Genomic DNA, 1,474 nt, shown 5'->3' on the forward strand with positions numbered 1-1,474 from the left:
ATGTATCAGGTGTTCGATTAAGTGCACTTTATGGTCGAAGCCATAACGTGAAAGGGTTAAATTTTTCAGTTCTTGGTCTTTCTGATATTGATAACTTTACAGGTCTTAACCTTGGTTTGTTTTATGGTGCAAACCGAACCCGTACAAGTATGAAAGGGTTTGAATTAGGTTTAGCAAACTTTAATGGAGGAACAGCAAAAGGTGCTGATGTAGGTCTAGTAAACTACACAGAAGGTAATTTCACAGGTGCGCAATTAGGACTATTTAATTATGCAGGTAGTTTAAATGGACTTCAATTTGGCTTTATGAATGCAACAAATCATATCAATAAAGGTATTCAAATCGGTTTAATCAACTTCGACCGTTCTGGTACTTTCGTTAGCAAAGATCTTCCTGTCTTCCCTATTGTGAATGCAAGATTCTAATTATCACTCTTGCCCATTATTTGAAATCCCCACAGGAAGTGTGATCTTGTTCTAAAATAAAAAAGATTCTTTCAATAAATAAAGGGGGTTATTGTGATTAGGGTATTTCTTTTGTTTCTAGTTTTGATGTTCTCTTCAAGCTTCGTAGTAAATGCAAACACTGATGAAGAACGGGCCAAAGAGCTACCATTAAAAGTAATGCAACAATGTGCAACAGCTCAAAACTTTTGGGTATGCGTAGAAAATAAGAAATAAATCTAAAATTTCAACTATATAAAACGGAGCATTAATGCTCCGTTTTTTTATTTAACGTTTAACAAGCTTATGCGTTAGCTTCACGCTCTGCAATAAATGCTAATGCCATTTTAATTCGAGCTATAATACGCTCTTTACCAATTAGCTGCATAACAGCATCTACAGAAGGTGACTGACCTTGGCCTGTAACAGCTACACGAAGAGGCATACCTACTTTACCCATACCTAGTTCAAGTTCTTCACACACTTGTGCAATAACAGCATGAAGGTTTTCTGTTGTCCATTCATCAAGTGCTTCAACTTTAGCAAGTGCAAGTGCTAACGCTTCTTTAGCAACAGGACGTAAGTGTTTTTTCGCCGCGCCAGCTTCAAATTCGCTAAAATCTTGGTAGAAGTAACGAGATTGTTCAGCAAGTTCGATTAATGTATTACAACGCTCACCTACAAGCGTGATCACATCTGTAATAGCTGGACCATTTTCAATAGAAATTTCTTTCTGATCTAAGTGCCATTTTAGGTACTTAGCAACGTATTCTGGTTCTGCTGTTTTGATGTAATGATTGTTAAGCCATAATAGCTTGTCAGTATTAAATGCAGATGCAGACTTACTGACTGACTCTAGGCTAAATAGATCGATCATCTCTTGTAGTGAGAAAATCTCTTGATCGCCATGAGACCAACCTAGACGTACTAAGTAGTTCAGTAGTGCTTGTGGCAGGTAACCATCATCACGGTACTGCATTACACCCACAGCGCCATGACGCTTAGATAATTTCGCGCCATCATCACCTAAA

Annotated in this window: 2 protein-coding genes; one reads left to right on the top strand and one right to left on the bottom strand. The window is 37.7% G+C overall.

Annotated elements, in window-relative coordinates; genetic code table 11:
• Positions 1-425 (top strand): LA_2272 family surface repeat-containing protein (locus MED297_RS22255; RefSeq protein WP_008041252.1); only part of this gene is annotated, 425 nt, incomplete at its 5' end.
• A gap of 322 nt (positions 426-747) precedes the next feature.
• On the opposite strand, the gene MED297_RS00225 is transcribed toward MED297_RS22255, so the two are convergent.
• A partial coding sequence (locus MED297_RS00225) for a glutamate--tRNA ligase family protein (protein ID WP_008041253.1) occupies positions 748-1,474 on the bottom strand: 727 nt, incomplete at its 5' end.

It is taken from the genome of Reinekea blandensis MED297 (genome assembly GCF_000153185.1).
Lineage (GTDB): Bacteria > Pseudomonadota > Gammaproteobacteria > Pseudomonadales > Natronospirillaceae > Reinekea > Reinekea blandensis.